General features: G+C 55.6%; 14 protein-coding genes. 6 read left to right on the top strand and 8 right to left on the bottom strand.

Features of this window, described 5'->3' with window-relative positions; all coding sequences use genetic code 11:
• Positions 1-177: 177 nt before the first annotated feature.
• The 3 genes from ACHZBF_RS11815 to ACHZBF_RS11805 form a co-directional block, all read right to left on the bottom strand.
• Positions 178-1,200, bottom strand: coding sequence for a thioredoxin family protein (locus tag ACHZBF_RS11815; RefSeq protein WP_321528540.1), 1,023 nt, complete (start codon positions 1,198-1,200; stop codon positions 178-180).
• Positions 1,201-1,331: 131 nt separating this feature from the next.
• Positions 1,332-3,041 carry a bifunctional protein-serine/threonine kinase/phosphatase gene (locus ACHZBF_RS11810; protein ID WP_037375784.1) on the bottom strand — a complete coding sequence of 570 codons (1,710 nt, stop codon included), beginning with the start codon at positions 3,039-3,041 and terminating at the stop codon, positions 1,332-1,334.
• A 77-nt stretch (positions 3,042-3,118) separates the two neighbouring features.
• Positions 3,119-4,585: a NarK family nitrate/nitrite MFS transporter gene (locus ACHZBF_RS11805; protein ID WP_029134436.1), complete on the bottom strand. Its 1,467-nt coding sequence runs from the start codon at positions 4,583-4,585 to the stop codon at positions 3,119-3,121.
• A 374-nt stretch (positions 4,586-4,959) separates the two neighbouring features.
• On the opposite strand from ACHZBF_RS11805, the gene nirB reads away from it, so the two are divergent.
• Both nirB and nirD read left to right on the top strand, forming a co-directional pair.
• Positions 4,960-7,398 carry a nitrite reductase large subunit NirB gene (gene nirB / locus ACHZBF_RS11800; RefSeq protein ID WP_321528539.1) on the top strand — a complete coding sequence of 813 codons (2,439 nt, stop codon included), beginning with the start codon at positions 4,960-4,962 and terminating at the stop codon, positions 7,396-7,398.
• A gap of 1 nt (position 7,399) precedes the next feature.
• Positions 7,400-7,723: a nitrite reductase small subunit NirD gene (gene nirD / locus ACHZBF_RS11795; protein WP_321528538.1), complete on the top strand. Its 324-nt coding sequence runs from the start codon at positions 7,400-7,402 to the stop codon at positions 7,721-7,723.
• A 3-nt stretch (positions 7,724-7,726) separates the two neighbouring features.
• On the opposite strand, the gene ACHZBF_RS11790 is transcribed toward nirD, so the two are convergent.
• Positions 7,727-8,677 (bottom strand): sensor domain-containing diguanylate cyclase, encoded by a 951-nt coding sequence (locus tag ACHZBF_RS11790; protein ID WP_321528537.1) that lies wholly within the window; start codon positions 8,675-8,677, stop codon positions 7,727-7,729.
• Between the two features lie 787 nt (positions 8,678-9,464).
• Between ACHZBF_RS11790 and ACHZBF_RS11785 the strand changes: the two genes are divergently transcribed.
• Positions 9,465-9,755, top strand: coding sequence for a hypothetical protein (locus tag ACHZBF_RS11785; protein ID WP_321528536.1), 291 nt, complete (start codon positions 9,465-9,467; stop codon positions 9,753-9,755).
• 242 nt (positions 9,756-9,997) lie between these two features.
• On the top strand, positions 9,998-10,369 hold the full coding sequence (locus ACHZBF_RS11780) for a transposase (protein WP_321528535.1): 372 nt from the start codon (positions 9,998-10,000) through the stop codon (positions 10,367-10,369).
• Positions 10,370-10,651: 282 nt separating this feature from the next.
• On the opposite strand, the gene ACHZBF_RS11775 is transcribed toward ACHZBF_RS11780, so the two are convergent.
• The 4 genes from ACHZBF_RS11775 to ACHZBF_RS11760 all read right to left on the bottom strand — a co-directional run bounded on the left by ACHZBF_RS11775 (position 10,652) and on the right by ACHZBF_RS11760 (position 14,318).
• Positions 10,652-11,014, bottom strand: coding sequence for a hypothetical protein (locus ACHZBF_RS11775; RefSeq protein WP_321528534.1), 363 nt, complete (start codon positions 11,012-11,014; stop codon positions 10,652-10,654).
• 63 nt (positions 11,015-11,077) lie between these two features.
• The gene (locus ACHZBF_RS11770; RefSeq protein WP_029134444.1) at positions 11,078-11,839 is read right to left on the bottom strand and encodes an ABC transporter permease; all 762 of its coding nucleotides are present in this window, start codon (positions 11,837-11,839) and stop codon (positions 11,078-11,080) included.
• Positions 11,836-12,762: an ABC transporter ATP-binding protein gene (locus tag ACHZBF_RS11765; protein ID WP_321528533.1), complete on the bottom strand. Its 927-nt coding sequence runs from the start codon at positions 12,760-12,762 to the stop codon at positions 11,836-11,838. Before ACHZBF_RS11765 ends, ACHZBF_RS11770 begins: the two co-directional genes overlap by 4 nt.
• A 113-nt stretch (positions 12,763-12,875) precedes the next feature.
• Positions 12,876-14,318: an aldehyde dehydrogenase family protein gene (locus ACHZBF_RS11760; RefSeq protein ID WP_321528532.1), complete on the bottom strand. Its 1,443-nt coding sequence runs from the start codon at positions 14,316-14,318 to the stop codon at positions 12,876-12,878.
• Between the two features lie 359 nt (positions 14,319-14,677).
• Here ACHZBF_RS11760 and ACHZBF_RS11755 point away from each other — a divergent pair, with 359 nt between their 5' ends.
• Positions 14,678-15,244, top strand: coding sequence for a hypothetical protein (locus ACHZBF_RS11755; protein WP_321528531.1), 567 nt, complete (start codon positions 14,678-14,680; stop codon positions 15,242-15,244).
• Complete coding sequence (locus ACHZBF_RS11750) at positions 15,234-15,782, top strand: TlpA family protein disulfide reductase (RefSeq protein WP_321528530.1); 549 nt, start codon at positions 15,234-15,236, stop codon at positions 15,780-15,782. The genes ACHZBF_RS11755 and ACHZBF_RS11750 overlap by 11 nt, the downstream gene beginning before the upstream one ends.
• Positions 15,783-15,866: the final 84 nt, after the last annotated feature.

Below are 15,866 nucleotides of genomic sequence, written 5' to 3'. Positions count from 1 at the left end.
TCCTACAGGTCAAACACCTCTCCTGCGGCCAAGCGTATCTGTAGGAGCGGCTTCAGTCGCGAATTTCTTTGCGATTTGCCCGGTAGGAGCGGCGCCCACGCCGCGAATTCGGCTCGGGTCGGACCTCCTACAGTCAGATCGTAGGGTGGATAAGCGATAGCACATCCATCTTTACGGCTATTTCGACAAATCGATATTCTTGCCGCTTTTCAGAATCTCTGCCGTGCGCACATTGAGATAATCGTAGAAATTCTTCGGGTATTTCACATAGTGCCGCTCGCCCACGTAGCGCAACACCTCCTGAAAATGGTAGGTGAACAGCAGGCCGTCGATACGACTGATCTCCCGGCCCTGGTCGAACAGCACGATACCGGGCCGGTAGGTCAGCCCCAGTTGCTCGGCAAACGCCTTTGGCGTGGTGTTGTTACCCGTCGGATCGATGATCGGATCGGTCGCATTGGCATCCAGCCTGACAAAGGTAAAATTCTCCAGAACCTTCAGGATTTCCGGGTTTTTCAAGTGTCCGTCATGCAGGGCATCACAGGCGTCGCAACTGCTGTCTTCAAACAGCATAGCCAGTGGTTTATCCGCCACCGATTGCAGGTCGGTGACCTGTTGCAGCATCGGGTGGTCGCGGAAGCGGTATAGCGGTGTGGTCTGCTGCTGCTCGATAAATCGGCTCAGGTTGGTCTGCAGGTAGGCCTTCTGCTGCACATAGTCGAGGGCATGTTTGAAAGCGGGGACCGAGCGGTAGCCGTTCAGGCGCAGCACGGTCTGGTTCTCCTTGTTCAGGAACAGAATGGTGGGGGTGTAACGCACCTTCAGAAGCTTGGCCAGCTCCTTCTCCGAGACGCTGGTACTGGCATCGAAAGCCACTTCCCTGTCGCCCTTGATATTGATCTGGATGACATCGAAATTTTCCCGAATGAACGGGGTGTAGGGGGCGTTGGCGAAGTTCTCGTCGGCCATCTTGGCGCAGTAGGGGCAGTCGTTCAGATGCATGAACAGGATCACATGCTTGCCCGCCGCGGCGGCCTCTTCCGCGTCTTCGGCAATATCCAGAAAACTCTCTTTGAACCAGGCCGGGTGTACGGTTGGAACACCGCCGGTCAGTTTACCCGGTTCGGTGGCCGCGGCCGCCTGCAGGCTGAACTGCGCACAGCAGACGAGTCCGATGATGCCGAGTAGTCGGTTGAGCATAACGCATCCTCCCTGGGATTCTTTCCGGCCGCTATCCGGCTCGTATTATAAAATTCCTGCATCGGGGCGTTCTGTGTGTTGCCCGTGCCGCAGGATATGCCCGCCATTATTAGCCACGGCGTGACGCTTGTCTATTGTGTCGCGAAGAGCAACAGCAGGGTCACCAGGTTGGTGAGAAAAAGCAGTGCCGTCAGGGTTTTCCAGAAACCCAGTGGATGTCGCTCCAATAACGGCTTCTGCCTGAGGGTGATCAGCTCCAGGTTGGGATGGGTCATGTCTTGCAGGAATTCTGAGAGTGCCTCGTAACGTTTTTCCGGCAGTGGATGGGTGGCCTTTCTCAGTGCGCCATCGATCCAGGCGGGGACGGCCGGATTATGCTCCCGGGCGGATTGATAACCCATTTTGCGAGCCGGGAGTGCCTGCTCATGGTCGCCATAGGGCAATGTGCCGGTCAGCATCTCGTAGGCGATGACGCCGAGGGAGAAAATATCGGAGCGGTGACTGCCCGGGGTGCCGTCAAGATACTCGGGGGCCGTGTAGTTGATGGTGCCCAGAGGGATCTGGGAGTTGTTGTTGTGCTGTTCCTGTACCCCGGCAATTCGGGTCGAGCCGAAGTCGATAATCTTCAGAATGCCGTTTTTGTTGATCAGGATGTTGTCCGGTTTCAGGTCCTGGTGAATCATCTCCATACGGTGGAAAGCGCGCAGACCGCTGATGATCTGGGTGAGATATTCGCGTGTCTGCTCCAGATCCATCTGGCCCAGGTCGTCCATACGTTGTCGCAGTGTCTGTCCATCCAGGTATTCGGTGACGTGATACAGAAAACGCCGGCGACCCGGTTTATGCACCTTCAGGACATGGGGGTTGTTGATGCGTCGCCCGATCCACTCCTCGTTAAGGAATCCGTTGAGAAAGTCCGGGTCATCGCTGAAATTGACCGAAGGGGTTTTCAAGGCTACTCGTTCCCCGGTCTCGTCATTGATTGCCAGGTAGACCTCGCTGCGTTTACTGGCATGAATTTCACGCATGATCTGAAAGCCGTCAATGTTCATGCCGGGCAGCAGGTTGGGTGGAAATGGCAGCTCCGCCACCCGTTGATAGATGTCATCGATCTGCTCGTCGGGCAGTGCCATCACCTTGAGCAGCTGGCAGGTAACATTGTCGTTGCTGCCCTGTTCCAGGGCCGTCACGGTAATCGCATTGGCCGCCTGCTGCAGATTGCCCTGATGCTCCCTGAGCAGTTTCTGCAATTGCCGGTCGGTGAGAAAATCGTGCACGCCGTCGGTGGTGAAAAGCAGCAGGTCGTTTACCTGGAGCGCCAGGGAGCGATAGTCGATCTCCAGGTGGCTGTCGATGCCCATGGCACGGGACAACAGGTCCTGGTCCCTGGAGACCCAGACCCGATGATCCTTGGTCTGCTGTTTCAGTTTCTGTTCGCGATAGAGATAGATGCGGCTGTCACCCACATGGAACAGATGGGCGGTAGTGGATTTGATTACCGCCACACTGAGAGTGGTGACCATCCCCTTGGGCGAGTCGTAGCGGCTCTGCCCCTGACCACAGAGCCAGGTGTTGAGTGCACTGAGAATCTTGCTGGCCGAGGTCTTTACACTCCAGGACTCGGGGGTACTGAAGTAGTCATTGAGAAAGCCGGTGACACAGATCTGGCTCGCTTCATGACCGCCCTCGCTGCTGCTCATGCCGTCGGCGATGACCGCCGCCACGCCCTTGCTCAACAGCAGATCATCGGGCGGGATGCGCGCGTCCGCCGCATCGGCGTTTTGCGACTTGGCGCCGGTTTCGGTGCAGCAGGCGTAATCGATTTCGAGACGGCTGGTCATCTGTATTCTGTGTGCGTGAAAGGTCTGTCCGGATCACCCGCCGGGCGTTCATGCGCCCGGGCGGGCATCAGTGCCGATCAACTGACGTCGATCATCTGTACCGTACCGTCCGGCATTACTTCGGCGGTCTGACCCTCCGGCTCATCCAGGAACTGCACGGCGCCCAGCGTGACAATGGCCGCACCGGCAATCACCAGGAAAAACAGCTGCGGCGTGACAAAGGAGAAGACGGTCAGGAACAGCACTGCGCCTACATTACCATAAGCGCCCGCCATGCCGGCTACCTGTCCGGTCATGCGCCGCTTCACCAGCGGTACGATCGCGAACACCGCGCCCTCTCCCGCCTGCACGAAAAATGAGCAAGCCATGGTAGCGAGCACCGCCAGGGCAATGGGCCATTCGGGAGTGATGCTGCTGAGTACAAGGTAGCCGACCGCCAGACCGCCGATCAGAATGGTCAGTGATTTTTTGCGCCCAAACCGGTCGCTGAACAGACCGCCTGTGGGTCGCGCCAGCAGGTTCATGAAGGCATAACCGGAGGCGAGCAGTCCGGCCTGTACCAGGGAGAGGTCGAAGGTCTCCTTGAAGAACAGCGGCAGCATCGACACCACGGCCAGTTCAGAACCGAAGGTGACCAGATAGGCCACGTCCAGGATCGCCACCTGTTTGAACTTGTAGCGGTGTATCTTCGCGACCGGCCGGATAAAGATGTGGCCGTTGATACGCCATACCTGCAGGGTCTGATACCCATAGAGCAGAACCAGTCCGACGTATATGCTGTAGGTGACGGCCTCGTCCAGCATGCCCAGGTTGGTCGGGCCCAGCTTCCAGGTCAGCACCGCCAGCGCGGCGTACATGGGAATATTCATCAGCAGGTAGAAGAAGAAGTCGCCCTTGCTGGTGACCTCCATGGCGCCGGTCTTTTTCGGTTTGAAATAGGTCGATCCCTTGGGGGTGTTGCGCGCCAGCCTGTAATAGATGATCGAGTAGACCAGGGTGATGACACCGGTGGAGGCGATGGCATAACGCCAACCCTCGTCGCCGCCATACAGCAGAGCGATGGTCGGCAGTGAAAGAGCGGCGGCGGCGGAACCGAAGTTACCCCAGCCGCCATAGATGCCTTCGGCCAGTCCGACCTGTCGGGCCGGGAACCACTCGCCGATCATGCGGATACCGATAACAAATCCGGCACCGACAAAACCGAGCAGGAAACGGCTGATGGCCAATGCCTCGAACGAGTCCGCCATGGCAAAAGCAAAGCAGATAAAACTGGATATAAACAGCAGCGCGGAGTAGACGATGCGCGGTCCCAGCTTGTCCACCAGCATACCGATAATAATGCGTGCCGGGATGGTCAGGGCGACGTTCAGGATCAACAGTGCCTTCACCTCCTGTGCGGTCAGTCCCAGGGTCTGCTGGATCGACGCCAGCAATGGGGCGTGATTGAACCAAACCATAAAAGAGAGGAAAAACGCGAACCAGGTGATATGCAGCGTTCGGGTCTTTCCGCTGAATGAAAAGAGACTTAACTTGCTTTCCGACATAGTGATGCTCCAGAGATAGACAACAATGGCCTGTCTTTAGCATTGCTTGTGCCAGTTTTATAACCAACTGATTATTAAAACAAAAAACAAACATCGTTGAGGTTGGTCAAGGATTTCAGCACTCTACGGGTGCAATAAAACAGGGATTTGCCCAATTTCGGGTCAGTATTGTTCTCACCTTTTCGGCCTGCCATATTTCAGTGCACGCGGTCACCCGCAGGCACCATGTTGAATCATTTTCCAGATACACATCTCCCCCGTTGTTACCGGCAAACCGCGACCTTGCCGCCCTGGCAACAAGTTGGCATAGCGGTTGCAAAAGGACGGTATGAATTTGGATATTTGATCGACCCGATCTGTCTGAGAGGCAAAACATGAAAGAGCGATTGGTATTAATAGGCAACGGCATGGCCGGCGTGCGAACCCTGGAGGAGTTGCTGAAGCTGGAGCCGAATAAATATGACATTACGGTATTCGGTTCCGAGCCTCACCCGAACTACAACCGCATCCTGCTCTCACCGGTGCTGGCGGGCGAGAAACAGTTTGATGAAATCGTTCTGAACAGGCGGGAATGGTATCAGCAGCACGACATTACCCTGCACAGCGGTTCGCCGGTGGTTGAGATCAACCGGGTGCAACGCAAAGTGGTCGCTGCCAACGGGGTAGAGGCCGGGTACGACCGGCTGCTGCTGGCGACCGGTTCCTCGCCGTTCATTATACCCGTCCCCGGTGCCTCCCTGGAGGGCGTGATCAGTTTTCGTGATATCCACGATGTGGAACAGATGCTGGCGGCGTCACGTCAGTACAAAAGGGCCGTGGTGATCGGCGGTGGCCTGCTGGGACTGGAAGCGGCCAACGGCCTGATCAAACAGGGTATGGACGTATCCGTTGTCCATCTCATGGATACCCTGATGGAACGCCAGCTGGATGCGGCGGCCGGTGCCATGCTGAAACGATCTCTCGAAGAGAACGGCATGCACTTTCTGATGGGTGCGCAAACCGAGGCGATTCTGGGTGACAAGCGTGTCGAAGCGGTACGCTTCGCCGACGGTTCGGTGGTGGATGCCGACCTGGTGGTAATGGCCGTGGGTATCCGTCCCAATATCGAGCTGGCCAGGCAGGCCGGTCTCTATTGCGAGCGCGGCGTGGTGGTCAACGACACCATGCAGACCTACGATCCACGCATCTATGCCCTGGGCGAGTGCGTACAGCACCGCGACACCTGCTATGGCCTGGTGGCACCACTGTTTGAGCAGGCCAAGGTGTGCGCCAACCATCTGGCTGAGCTGGGCTATGGTCGTTATGAAGGTTCGGTCACCTCCACCAAACTCAAGGTGACCGGTATCGACCTCTTCTCCGCCGGGGATTTTCACGGTGACGAACAGACTGAAGAGATCGTGTTTCAGGATCAGGCCGGTGGCACGTATAAAAAGCTGGTTATCAAGGACAATCGCATCAGCGGCGCGGTGCTCTACGGCAACACCGTGGACGGTGCCTGGTACTTCCAGTTGATGCGTGAAGGCACCGATATCTCCGACATGCGCGAGAGCCTGCTGTTCGGCGAAGCGGCCCATCTCGGCAGCTCCGGCCACGGCGGCCAGTCCAAGGCCTCGGCCATGGGCGACGAGGCCCAGGTGTGCGACTGTAACGGCGTCTGCAAGGGCGATATCGTCAAGGCGATCACCAGCGAGGGTCTGTTCACCGTGGATGAGGTGAAGGCCCATACCAAGGCCGGGGCCTCGTGCGGTTCCTGTGTCGGTCTGGTGGAACAGATCCTGGCCAACACCCTGGGCGGTGACTACTCGGCGCCGGAGGCCAAACCGCTCTGCGCCTGTACCGACTTTACCCACGACCAGGTGCGTTCCACTATTCGTGAATATGAACTGACCGACAAGCAGGGCGTATTCGACAAGATGGATTGGCGCACCCCGGACGGTTGCCATGTCTGTCGCCCGGCCATCAACTACTACCTGATCTCCGCCTGGCCGGGCAAGGCGCAGGATGATGCCCAGTCCCGTTTCGTCAACGAGCGGGTGCACGGCAATATTCAGAAGGATGGTACCTTCTCGGTGATCCCGCGCATCCTCGGCGGCAAGACCACGCCCGATGAATTGCGCGCCATCGCCGACGCGGCGGATAAATTCAATGTCGGCGAAGTCAATCTCACCGGCGGCCAGCGCATCAACATGCTGGGGGTGAAGAAGGAGGACCTGCCGGCCATGTGGGCGTTCCTCACCGAACGCGGCCTGGTCTCGGGACACGCCTACGGCAAGGCGCTGCGCACGGTGAAAACCTGTGTCGGTTCCACCTGGTGCCGTTTCGGTACCCAGGACTCCACCGGGCTCGGTATTCAACTGGAAGAGATGACCTGGGCCTCCTGGATGCCGCACAAATTCAAGATGGCGGTCTCCGGTTGTCCGCGCAACTGTGCCGAGGCGACCATAAAGGATTTCGGCGTGGTCTGTGTTGATTCCGGTTACGAACTGCATATCGGCGGAAACGGCGGGGTCAAGGTGCGCGCCACCGATGTCCTTTGCCGTGTCACAACGGAAGAGGAGGTGATGGAGCACTGCGCCGCCTTTATCCAGCTCTACCGGGAAGAGGCGCGCTACCTGGAGCGCACCGCGCCCTGGATCGAACGCATTGGACTCTCCTATATCAAGAAACGCATCCTGGAAGATGTTGATGGCAGAAAGGCGTTGTATACGCGCTTCCTGGAATCCCAGGACGTAGCCCAGCACGACCCCTGGACCGCGCGCGCCAAGGGGGCGGAAGCCCACGAGTTCACCCCGATAAAACAGATAGGAGAGTGATATGTCAGCAGTCATGAGTGAAAAGTGGGTGGAAATCGGCAAGCTGGATGAAATACCCCGGCTGGGTTCCAGGGTGGTGCGCACCGCAACGGATGAGATCGCCATCTTCCGTGCCGCGGATGACAGCGTGTTCGCACTCTCCAACCGCTGCCCGCACAAACAGGGTCCGCTCTCCGAGGGTATCCTGCACGGTCACCGGGTCACTTGCCCGCTGCACAACTGGGTGATCGAGCTGGAAAACGGCGAGGCCGTCGCCCCTGACGTGGGCTGTGCCAGGAGCTACCCGGTGCGCATGGAAGGGGAGATGATCCTGCTGGCTATCTGATGGTCAGCCGTGGGCGACCCGATTGCGGCCGTCACGCTTGGCCCGGTAGAGGGCCGCGTCCGCCCGCTTGATCACGGGCTCGATCCGCCGGTCATCGGCATTGAGGGTGGTCACGCCAATACTGGCGGTGACCTCGATCGCCTCGCCCTGGTAATCCAGCGGTTCCCGCGCCAGACCGGCGCGAATGCGCTCGGCGGCGGCCAGTGCATCGTCCAGTGTGGTTTCCGGCAGCAGAATACAGAACTCCTCGCCGCCCCAGCGTGCCGGGACATCGACCTCCCGAAGTTGCGCCTTAACAAGCTGTGAGACCCGCATGAGTACAAAGTCGCCGGCGTCGTGGCCATAGCGGTCGTTGACCTTCTTGAAGTGATCCAGATCCAGCAGCAGCACCGCGCTGTCCCGCTGGTAACGGTCCTTGCGCAACAGCTCGTCCCGGAAGTGGCGCTGGAAATAGTGCCGGTTGCCGAGGCCGGTGAGGGCGTCGTGGGTGGCCTGCTCCTGCAACATTAATTCAAGCTGCTTGGTTCCACTGATATCAATCATATAACCGGACCAGATGGCCGGCTGATCACCTTGCGGGGGGTTCTTCTTCGAGGAGACTCTGATCCACTTCTCCTTGCCCGAGGCTAAAACGACCCGGGTATCCATGGAAAAAGTCACTTCCTCCCGGTTGGTCTTCAGATCAAGCTCCCTGAAGCGAGTCAGGTCGTCCGGATGGATCAGGTTCCAGAACCTGTCCATATCCGCCAGAAAATCTTCAGGGGGGATGCCCAGTAGCTCCAGCGAATAGGCGCTGCAGTAGAGGCAGTGGCTGATGCCGTCATGGTTGATAATGTAGTCGTACAGCATCGCCGGGAGACTGCGGGTGAAACGGTCGAAGCGCTCCGCCTTCTCGCGCAGCTCCCTCAACTCCTGCGTGGTGGCATCGCTCTGTGTTTCAGGGGTGTCATCCATCAGCGTTCAAGGTGTATATGGCTGGAGATCATCGGGGTTATTCACATCAATGATGCTCAACAGGAAAAGCAACAGACCGCGCCCCGGAAAACAGCGTGGACGGGATGCCGCCAACGGACCGGCTGAAGCGCCAACCGGCCACTGAATCCTAGCAGATTCGGGTGGCCCGGGATACGCGTGGAGCCGTAAAACACCTTCTGAAAAGCGGAACCCTGATACCCGTCAACCTAACAGCCGCTGGAGTACTATGTGGGGCAATACAATGACACAATGACAAAAACGCAGTATGGGTAGATTGGGGTGAAGCATGAACCCCAACATCTGGGGCACCTGCATGGAAGTCCGTTGGGGTTCCTACGTCACCCCAACCTACGGGCTCTCAAAAAAGTAACAAAACAGAATGCTTGATTGCAATGTTGACCCCAGTTTTGCATCCGCAAAAGATTGCAAATTATGACAAAGCAGACAGGAATTAATAAACTATCCAGTCGAATTCAGCGACTGGTGTCGTAAAACTGCCAGAACAAATCACGGATTGTTTCTTGAAGTATTATTTCTATGAATTGGATATATACAGTAGTAAGCGTTGTGGTTGAACTGGGTAGACGTCGGAAGTTTTACGACACGTGTCGTATTTGCAATTCACCGGCAGATCAAAAGTGGGAACTAACATCTTGTAATTGCAGGGAATCTAATGGATACTCTGGTTTTTTTAATGGGCGGATAGGTGTCGTAGGGATAGGCGACCTATGTCGCTGAATAATACAGTTAGCCACGAGGTTTTATAATGAAAAAGCTTTTTGTACTTACTGCTGTTGCTTCGACTTTTATGATTTCATCATGTGCCACAATAGAAAGTCAATCTTCTGAGCCTGTTGCAACTAAAACCAAAGATGGTAGAGATTATTACGTTGTTTATTGCGCCGACGCTCTACAGTGCGCCCTAGCCGCAGATGCCTTCTGTCCGCCGAAGGTACCACTCAAATTTTTAGATCCATACGATACTGAAAGTTCTACTCCTGGTTTTTATCGTGACGGTACTGGTCGGCCTTACGTGCGTATGGTGTGCAAAATTTAAGAGCGAATGCTTATTGTGGCTAACAAGCGCAGCCACGCGGACAAAATGCTCGCAAGCTCGCATTTTTCCGGTGCTGCTAGACGTTAAGATCAAGAAAAAGTATGTGACCTCCGCGACACAATGAGGCTGAGTTAATAGCCTACGACAGAATACAAACTGCGCGGCAGCATGCGTATGATATGACTGTGAACTAGCACCACTTTAATGGACAGTCGTGGACTGATCTGTTGAAGGGGTATGAGATGGGACAAACAAAGAAGCGGAATTACGATAGATACACACTAGAGTTCAAGCATCAGGCCGTTAAGTTGGCTAATCACCCTAAAGTTATAGCCAAGGATATTGCTGAGTCGCTTGGAATCCACCCGGTCATGCTTTACCGTTGGCGAATGGAGTACAAAAACGGCGAACTCCGGGAAAATAAGCACATGAAATCAAAGAAGGTATCACCCAAGAGGCAAGAAAAAAGAACAGACCCTTTGGTTGAAAAAGAAGCAGAGTTGGCAAAAGCAAATAAGCGGATCAAGGAGTTAGAGCGAGCCCTGGAAAATCGTACAGAGGAGCTTGATCTGTTAAAAAAAGCGAAACGGTTCTTCGAGAAGACAAAGCGGTAATATTTGCTTTTATCGAGAAGAACCGTGACAAACACAAACTGAATCGCCTGTGTGAACTCTATGGTGTTTCAAGAAGTGGTTTTTATGCATGGAAAGCACGGCCTATGAGTAACCACAGAGCACATGATCTCAAGCTGATGGAAGCGATCAAGGCGGTTCCTTTGCTGACATTACCGCAAACGAATTCCTGGTTTCCGTACGCTATTCATTCTGACGCTGACGGCTTGGCGTTTGGAAGTGTTTGCAGATCAAGGGGGTCACCCATTGATCTTGCATTGATCCTTAATCCAGCTGCTGCTGGATGGAGCTGGCACAGTAGTATCCAGCCCTGTCGATTTCCGCCTCCCGCTCCATACAGCTTCGCCAGCCCTGTGCACGCGTTATCTCTATCGGTGTTGCATCGAAGTCGATCCAGTAGAAGTGGCGCTTGGTCGCCGATGATGTGGCGTGCCCGAACTCGCTGAACCGGTAGCGTCCGGCGATGCAGTGGCTCTCCAGGATTTTGACCTGGGCCGTGTTGAAGATCCCTTCCACCACCTTCTGCTTCACTTCGCACTGAGCCTGGCCATCAGTCTCGACAAAGGATGCGCTGACGTTACCTGCGGCATTCTGGGTAAGCAGTATCAGTAGGAAAAACATGTTCATGTCGTCATGTTACGGGATCGGTATCAGACGGGTACAGTGCATTCTGACCCCATTGATTCCTGTTCATTGTTTCAGGCGATAGCCTGTTTTAAACATCCACCACACGATGCCGGAACAGATCCCCAGAAACAGCAGGATGACGCCCAGGCTGATGCCTACGTTGACATCAGAGACCTCAAAAAAACTCCAGCGAAACCCACTCACCAGATAAAGTACCGGGTTGAACAGGGTGATGGTCTGCCACAGGGGCGGTAACATACTGACCGAGTAGAAGGTTCCACCCAGGAACACCAGCGGCGTAATGATTAACAGGGGGACTATCTGTAATTTTTCGAAGTTGTTCGCCCACAGGCCGATAATAAAGCCCAGCAGGCTGAACGAGACACATGTCAGGATGAGAAACAGGGCCATCCAGATGGGATGATCGATGCGTAAATCAACAAAGAAACTGGCGGTAATCAGGATGATGGTGCCGATAATCAGCGACTTTGTCGCAGCGGCGCCGACATAGCCCAGCAGGATCTCGAAAAATGAGACCGGAGCTGACATGACCTCATAAACGGTACCAGTGAATTTGGGGAAAAAGATACCAAAGGAGGCGTTCGAAACGCTCTGCGTCAGAATCGACAGCATCATCAGACCAGGCACAATAAACAGTCCATAAGTTACGCCATCAACCGACTGTATGCGTGAACCAATGGCCGATCCGAATACGATAAAATATAACGCTGTCGATAATACCGGTGATGCAATACTCTGGAACAGGGTATGCCAGGTACGCAACATCTCGTATTTATAGATGACTTTTACTGCTTGTAGATTCATTGTTGTGCCTGCACCAGGTTGACAAAAATATCCTGTAACGAGCTTTGCGTTGTATTGAGGTCTTTCATGGAAATCCCGGCTGAATGCATGGCCTGAAGCAGTGCCGTGATACCGGTGCTCTTGCCCTGGGTGTCGTAGGTGAAAATCAGTTCATGCCCATCGTCAGAAAGTTCCAGCGCATAAGAGGCCATTGATTCGGGGATTTCTTTAAGTGGCTCCTTGAGTTCGATAATCATCTGTTTGCGCCCCAGTTCCTGCATCAGGTTGGCTTTGTCATCGACCAGCAACAACTCCCCGTTATTGATGACGCCCACCCGGTCCGCGATCTGTTCAGCCTCTTCAATGTAGTGCGTGGTCAGGATGATGGTGACACCCGAATCGCGCAGCCGGTTGACGATACGCCACATATCCTTGCGCAGTTCAACGTCAACCCCGGCGGTCGGTTCATCCAGAAACAGTATTTTCGGTTGATGGGACAGGGCCTTGGCGATCAACACCCGGCGCTTCATGCCACCCGAGAGCGTGCGCAGTTCGCCGTTGCGCTTATCCCACAAGGATAAATCTTTCAGCAGCTGTTCGAGATAGGCGTTATCGGCTTTTTTACCAAACAGGCCGCGACTGAAGCATAAGGTATCCCAGACCTTGTCAAAGGCTGCGAGGGTGAGTTCCTGCGGAACCAGTCCGATCCGCCTGCGGGTCTGTCGATAGTCTTTAATGATGTCAAAACCAGCTACGGAAACCGTGCCGGAAGTGGGTGACACCAAGCCGCATATCACCGAGATCAGTGTGGTTTTGCCAGCACCGTTCGGGCCCAGCAAGGCGAGTATCTCGCCCTCTCGGATATCGAGGTTGACCCGCTTGAGCGCCTGGTAGCCATTCTCATAGGTCTTGCAAAGATTGGAAATGGAAATAATTGTCGTCATGAGTGGATGATAAGCCAAAGGGGTTGGGTGGATGTTATTTTACACAGCCAAACGGCGTGGCATGTACCCCGTGCCCGCGCCGTTTGCAGCCCATAAAACCAATAGCCACCAGACTACCCCTCACTTGGCCACCCACTCACGGCCTTCACCTCAAGAAACTCCTCCAGTCCCCAGACACCGCCCTCGCGGCCATTGCCGGATTGCTTGTAGCCGCCGAAGGGTGAGCCGGCGCCCGGTGAGTGGCCGTTGATCTCCACCATGCCGGAGCGCAGTTGCCGTGCCACCCGCATGGCCCGGGTGCTATCCTGGGTCTGGATATAGTTGGTCAGGCCGTAGACGGTATCGTTGGCGATGGTGATCGCCTCTTCCTCACTGTCGAAGGGGGTGATGGAGAGCACCGGGCCAAATATCTCTTCCCGGGCGATCTGCATATCCTGGCCGACATCGGCGAACACGGTGGGCCGGACGAAATAACCCCGATCAATGCCCTCCGGGCGACCCGGACCGCCAGCCACCAGGCGGGCGCCTTCATCGATTCCCTGCTGGATCAACCGTTGGATCTTGTCGTACTGGGCCTGTGAGACCACCGGCCCGATATGCCGTCCCTCGTTTGCGGAGTGATCGACCGCCGTGCCCTCGGCAAGCTGGGCAGCGGTTTCGACCGCCTGTTGGTAGAGCGGCCGCTGTACCAGCATGCGGGTCGGTGCGTTGCAGGACTGGCCGCTGTTATTGAAACAATGGCGCAGCCCGCGCTTTATTGCGTTTTCGTCGGCATCCGCAAAGACCAGATTGGCGCCCTTGCCACCCAGCTCGAGGCTGACGCGCTTGACCGTGTTGGCGGCGCTCTTGGAGATCGCGATGCCTGCCCGGGTTGAACCGGTAAAGGAGATCATGTCCACGTCAGGGTGGGCGGTAAGCTGGCTGCCCACCCCGGCGCCGTCACCATTGACCAGGTTAAAGACGCCGGGCGGGAAGCCGGCCTGATCAATCATCTCGGCGAACAGCATGGCGGAGAGCGGTGAAATCTCGGAAGGCTTGAGCACCAGGGTGCAGCCGGTGGCCAGGGCCGGGATCACCTTGAGGGTGACCTGGTTCATAGGCCAGTTCCAGGGGGTGATCAGGCCACAAACGCCAACCGGTTCCAGCAGAATGCGGTCATTCGGTGCATGGGGGCCGAGTCGCCGCTCGAACTCAAATGTTTTCAGGGCACGGATAAAGTTCTTGATGTGCCAGATTCCGGCACCACACTGCGCTGTTTTTGCCAGGGATATGGGTGCGCCCATTTCGCTGGAGATGGCCTCTGCCATCTCGTTACTGCGCGCCTGGTAGATCTCCGCCAGTTTCTCCAGCAGTGCAAGACGCTGCTCCCGGTCGCTCTGGCTCCAGTCGCCAAAGGCGTTACGGGCGGCGGCAACGGCGGCATCGGTATCGGCCTGTCCGCCCAGTGCTATGGTGGCGCAGGGCTCCTCTGTGCTGGGGTTGATCACCTCCAGCTCGACCGGCTTGATGGGGTCAACCCACTGCCCATTGATATAAAATGTACGCTTGTCCAGCATGCCTCTTTTCCCTCGCTATTCTGGGGTTACTGCCTGTGCAGTAACTCGATACTACCATTTATAGACCGGTGACCTGTTCAACGGGTGGTAATAAATTTAGCAGTAATCAGCGGGGGACTCTGCAAGGCTGGTGACAATTGGACAAAGTTACCGGATTTCAGGAAAAGGGGAATAGAGACATAAAAGAATTACCCGGTGTTCATTCCTGCTGCCTGTAGGTGAAGTCAGATGCCTTGAGGCTACCGGTTTCTCTCGGGGAACGGGCACGGTAGGATAGGTGGCAATCACTCTCCGTGGAGCGGAAGGTCCGATAAAAATGTACCCACTGCCTGCGGTGGTGAAGTCCTTTGATGTTTGAGATGAAAACCATAACAATCGTATCAATACTGGTACTGTCATCGTTCTCCAGCTATGCCGATGTCTCGCAAACCCGTCGCGTGGACTCCGTAACAGGCGCGAAAACATGGGAAATTCAAGTTGACGGCGTGTTTTTCTCGCTGACCCAGCTGCTGCCTGACCAGGTCAGGGCATTTTATGTCAACCGGGGGTTTACGTTGGCGCAGATAGAACCCTATGCCTCTTCCTGTGTCTACATGACGGTGTTGCGCAATGACAATGCGCCAGGGGTTATCCACTATGTGAGCGGCAACTGGCCTGTTTCGGTGAACGGCCGGCATTATGAGTTGGTGCCGGTGAATCAATGGGTCGAGCGCCTTTCCGGCTCGGGAGTGAAAAAATCGGCAGTTATTGCCTTTCGCTGGGCACAGTTTCCACCCGAGCAGGAGTATCGGCCGGGAGGCGACTGGAACCAGGGAATGCTCTCCATGGGATTGTCTGCCGGTAGCCTGTTTGATATCACGGCGAAGTGGGATGTAGCGGGTAAAGAGTACCGGGCCAGACTTAAAGAGGTGCAATGTGCCGAATAAAAACCGATTCAATCTGTATGCAGCAGGGGCTGTGTTGTTCATGCTGTTTTCCAACCTGTCCCAGGCTGTCGGGTTACCACCGTTGACGCACAGTCTCACCCCTGCGGAAACAGTACGCGAGGCTCCCGCGTTGCGATTCCGGAATCTGGATGATGAAACGATTGATCTAAGTGATTTGAGGGGAAAGGTCGTCGTGGTGAATTTCTGGGCAACATGGTGTCCGCCCTGCCGTCGTGAAATGGGATCACTGGAAAAACTGTACCGGGCGGTCAAGGACAAGAACGCGGAGGTGCTCGCTGTCAATATAGGCGAGGATATCGACACGGTATTCTCCTTTCTGGGCACGGTTGAACCATCCCCGAGTTTTCATATGCTATTTGATTACGATGCCGTATCGATGGATACATGGGGCGTTAAAGGCTTGCCGACAACCTACATTATCGGACCCGATGGACGCATTGCCTATAAAGCCGTAGGTGGGCGGGAGTTTGACCACCCCGAAATTTTGCGAAAAGTGATCGATTTGACAATCGATTAAGCAAAGGGATCTCACTGATTTGCGTCAAAGGTTATTTAATATGGACGACATACCGAATGTAATGAGAGGCCTCCAGCTAACGGG

The sequence above is a fragment of the Sedimenticola selenatireducens genome (assembly GCF_963675335.2).
Classification (GTDB): domain Bacteria; phylum Pseudomonadota; class Gammaproteobacteria; order Chromatiales; family Chromatiaceae; genus Sedimenticola; species Sedimenticola selenatireducens.
Note: the sequence above shows the minus strand (reverse complement) of the source record. Positions and strands in the feature narration are given on the sequence as shown.

Excerpts from the sequence above, each read along its gene's own strand:
- ACHZBF_RS11815 (WP_321528540.1), bottom strand. The coding sequence starts at position 1,200 with ATGCTCAACCGACTACTCGGCATCATCGGACTCGTCTGCTGTGCGCAG.
- ACHZBF_RS11810 (WP_037375784.1), bottom strand. The coding sequence starts at position 3,041 with ATGACCAGCCGTCTCGAAATCGATTACGCCTGCTGCACCGAAACCGGC.
- ACHZBF_RS11805 (WP_029134436.1), bottom strand. The coding sequence starts at position 4,585 with ATGTCGGAAAGCAAGTTAAGTCTCTTTTCATTCAGCGGAAAGACCCGA.
- nirB (WP_321528539.1), top strand. The coding sequence starts at position 4,960 with ATGAAAGAGCGATTGGTATTAATAGGCAACGGCATGGCCGGCGTGCGA.
- nirD (WP_321528538.1), top strand. The coding sequence starts at position 7,400 with ATGTCAGCAGTCATGAGTGAAAAGTGGGTGGAAATCGGCAAGCTGGAT.
- ACHZBF_RS11790 (WP_321528537.1), bottom strand. The coding sequence starts at position 8,677 with ATGGATGACACCCCTGAAACACAGAGCGATGCCACCACGCAGGAGTTG.
- ACHZBF_RS11785 (WP_321528536.1), top strand. The coding sequence starts at position 9,465 with ATGAAAAAGCTTTTTGTACTTACTGCTGTTGCTTCGACTTTTATGATT.
- ACHZBF_RS11780 (WP_321528535.1), top strand. The coding sequence starts at position 9,998 with ATGGGACAAACAAAGAAGCGGAATTACGATAGATACACACTAGAGTTC.
- ACHZBF_RS11775 (WP_321528534.1), bottom strand. The coding sequence starts at position 11,014 with ATGAACATGTTTTTCCTACTGATACTGCTTACCCAGAATGCCGCAGGT.
- ACHZBF_RS11770 (WP_029134444.1), bottom strand. The coding sequence starts at position 11,839 with ATGAATCTACAAGCAGTAAAAGTCATCTATAAATACGAGATGTTGCGT.
- ACHZBF_RS11765 (WP_321528533.1), bottom strand. The coding sequence starts at position 12,762 with ATGACGACAATTATTTCCATTTCCAATCTTTGCAAGACCTATGAGAAT.
- ACHZBF_RS11760 (WP_321528532.1), bottom strand. The coding sequence starts at position 14,318 with ATGCTGGACAAGCGTACATTTTATATCAATGGGCAGTGGGTTGACCCC.
- ACHZBF_RS11755 (WP_321528531.1), top strand. The coding sequence starts at position 14,678 with ATGAAAACCATAACAATCGTATCAATACTGGTACTGTCATCGTTCTCC.